Source organism: Xanthomonas sp. SHU 166 (assembly GCF_000364685.1).
Lineage (GTDB): Bacteria > Pseudomonadota > Gammaproteobacteria > Xanthomonadales > Xanthomonadaceae > Xanthomonas_A > Xanthomonas_A sontii.
Map to the genome: position 1 here is coordinate 1 of NZ_AQOJ01000673.1, position 3,190 is coordinate 3,190.

Consider the following 3,190-nt stretch of genomic DNA (forward strand, 5'->3'; position numbering starts at 1 on the left):
CACCAGGTTGCGGCGGCGGCCGCGGGCGATGCCCAGCGCTGCGGCCAACAGCGCCGTCGCACCGCCGGCGAGCAGCGCGAACAGCACGCTGGCGCCGCTCAGATGCGGCGCCTCGCCGCGCATCCACATCAGCGGCACCCAGCCGCCGAGCAGACGTAGGCCAAGCCAAGCCAGCACCAGGCCGGCCAGGCTGCCGAGCGCGCCGATCAGCACGCCTTCGGCCAATGCCGGCAGGCTCAAGCGCAGCCACGATGCGCCCAGCGCGGCACGCACCGCGCTGTCGTGGCTGCGCCCGAGCGCGCGCAACAGCATCAGGCTGGTGAGGTTGATCGCGGCGATCAGCAGCACGCAGGCAGCCGCGGCGAAGAACAGCCACAGCGTGTTGCCGCTGTTGGCGTCGTATAGGCTGTCCTGCAGCGGCAGCGCGTTGGGCGGCCGTCGCTGCAGCGACGCCCACCACGATGCGTCCATGTGCGGGCTGTTGCGCAACAGGGCCTGGAGCGTCGTCGCGGTCTGCGCGGACGCCGCGGCCACGCTGATGCCGGGCCGCAACCGCGCCACCACGATCTCGTTGGTGGACAGGTTGGTCGCGGCCAGGTCCGGCTGCATGTTGCGGATCAGGTCGAACGGCTCGGCCCAGGGGAAGGCCGCGGGCAGCACGCCGACGATCTGCACCGGCTTGCCTTCCACCTGCAGGGTGCGTCCCACCGCGGACCGGTCGCCATCGAAATAGCGCTGCCAGAAACGATGGCTGAGGATCACCGCCTGCGGCCCGCCGGGCCGGCTTTCCTCGTCGTTGAAGTTGCGCCCGGCCGCCATCGGCAGGCCGAGCGTACGCAGGAAGCCGGCATCGGCACTGATCGACGCGACCACCTCGCTGGCAGCGCCGCGGGCGACGTTGGCCGGCACCGGGAACCCGCGCGCGATGCCCACCGACTGCAGGCTCGACATGCGCCGCAACACCGGGTAGTAGCCGGGCGCGGCGACATTGCGGCCAGGGTCGCTGGACAGGCCGAGGGTGACCAGCCGCTCCGGCTGCGGGAACGGCAGCGGCTTCAGCAAGGCCTGGTCGAGCAGCGCGAACACCGCGGTGGTGGTGGCCACGCCCAACGCCAGGGTCAGCACCGCCAGCAGCAGATAGCCCGGCCTGCGCGCGAGCGTGCGCCAGGATTGCCGCATCTCGGTCCACTGCAGGGCGGCGCTCATCGTGCCTGCCCCGCGGCGCGTGCCGGCAGCGCCACGTCCTGTTCGTGGCGCAACCGCTCGAAGGTGTCCTCGTCGACGATGCGGCCGTCGAGCATGTGCACGATGCGCTGCGCGCGCCGCGCGAACGCCGGATCGTGGGTGACCATGCACAAGGTGGTGCCGTGGTCGTGCAGTTGTTCCAGCAACTGCATCACCGCCTCGCCGTTGCGGCTGTCCAGGTTGCCGGTTGGCTCGTCGGCGAGCAGGATCGCCGGGTTGCCGGCCAGCGCGCGCGCCACCGCCACGCGCTGCTGCTGGCCGCCGGACAACTGCCCCGGATAGTGCTTGTGGCGATGCTGCATGCCGACCAGCTCCAGCACCTCGCGCACGCGCTGGCGGATCTGGCCGCGCTGGGCGCCCTCGCGGTAGGTCAGCGGCAGCGCCACGTTCTCTTCCACGGTGAGGTCGGCGATCAGGTTGAAGGCCTGGAAGATGAAGCCGATCTCGGCGTTGCGGATGCGTGCGCGGCCAACCGTGTCCAGTTCGGCGACGCTGCGGCCGTTGAGCCGGTAGGTGCCGCCGCTGGGCGCATCGAGCAGGCCCAGGATCGACAGCAGGGTCGACTTGCCGCAGCCGGACGGGCCGGTGATGGCGACGAAATCGCCAGGCGCCACGTCCAGTGCGATCTCGGCCAGGGCGTGGGTCTCCACTTCCTCGGTGTGGAACACCTTGCTGAGCCCGTGCAGGTGGATCAGCGGCGCGGCGGATGGTGCGGGAACTGCGGTCATGCGGGATCTCTCCTGGTGAGGCTAGCGTAAGCGCAAGGTGGCGTCGGCATTCCACTGGCTGGTGTCGGACAGCACGACGCGGTCGCCGGCGCGCAGGCCGGCGCGGACTTCGATACGGTCGCTGGAGGCGGCGCCGAAGCGCACGCGGATGCGCTGCGCGGTGTCGCCGCCGTCGCGCAGCACGAACAGGCTGCCGGCGGCGTTGGGCACGGCGAGCGCCGGGCGCGGGATGCTGACCACGTCGCGCAGCGTGCCGAGCACGATGCGGCCATCCACCGACAGGTCCGGGCGCACGCCGGGCGGCAACGGCGGCGTCAGCCGCACATCGACCGCCACGCTGCCGCTGCGCACCGCCGGATCGATCCGTGCCACCTGCCCGCCGACCACGCCGTTGTGCGTGTCCACCGCCACCGGCAGGCCTTCGATCACGTCCTTGGCCAGGACTTCGGGCACCTGCAGGCGCGCCAGCAGATCGTCCGGGCGCGCCACCCGCGCCAGCTTGGCGCCGGCCTCGACGCGTTGGCCGGGCTCCACGTCCACTTGTTGCAGGATGCCGTCGCTGCCGGCACGCACCTGCAGCGAGTCGGCCTGTTGCGTGGCGATGGCCAGCGCACTGGCGGCCTGCTCGCGCCGTGCCTGTGCCGCGCGCAGTTGCGCGGCCATGTTCAGCCGGAACGCGGCGACGCGCTTGCGTTCGATATCGGCACGGCCGCGTTGCTGCGCCTCGACGATCTGGCTCTGGGTCAGGTCGATCGCCGAGATCGCGCCGCCGTCGTGGCCGCGCCGGTAGGCCTTGGCCTTGATCTGCGCGATCTGCAACTCGGACTCGGCCTGCGCCTGCAGCGCCTGCTGGTCGAGCAGTTGCGAGGCCAACGCGGCGTGCAGTGCGGCCAGGTCGGCATCGGCGCCGGCCAGCGCGGCGCGTGCGCGATCCAGGCCGGCCTCCAGTTCCGGGTTGACCAGTTGCAGGATCGGCGTATCGGCCAGCACGCGCGCGCCGGCCTCGACCCGTTGCTGTTGCACGGTGGCCGGCGCCCCGGCGGTGATCCAGCGGATCTGCCGCGGCACCAGCACGCCGTTGGCGCGGACCTCGCGGCGCATCTCGCCGCGCGTGGCCGCATCGATCCACACTTCGCTGCGCGCCACCCTTGGCGCGGCGCGGCCGCTGCCGAGCAGCGCAACGCCCAGCACGATCGCCACGGCAGCGGCTGGCACCC

Annotated in this window: 3 protein-coding genes; all 3 read right to left on the bottom strand. The window is 72.3% G+C overall.

The window, feature by feature from the left end; genetic code table 11:
- A partial coding sequence (locus tag D180_RS15970) for an ABC transporter permease (protein ID WP_017913587.1) occupies positions 1-1,206 on the bottom strand: 1,206 nt, incomplete at its 3' end.
- On the bottom strand, positions 1,203-1,973 hold the full coding sequence (locus D180_RS15975; protein ID WP_017913588.1) for an ABC transporter ATP-binding protein: 771 nt from the start codon (positions 1,971-1,973) through the stop codon (positions 1,203-1,205). The genes D180_RS15975 and D180_RS15970, both read right to left, overlap by 4 nt.
- Before the next feature lie 21 nt (positions 1,974-1,994).
- A partial coding sequence (locus D180_RS15980; RefSeq protein WP_157835476.1) for an efflux RND transporter periplasmic adaptor subunit occupies positions 1,995-3,190 on the bottom strand: 1,196 nt, incomplete at its 5' end.

What these genes read in the sequence shown, in the direction of transcription:
- D180_RS15975 (WP_017913588.1), bottom strand. Translation starts at nt 1,973, where the DNA reads ATGACCGCAGTTCCCGCACCATCCGCCGCGCCGCTGATCCACCTGCAC.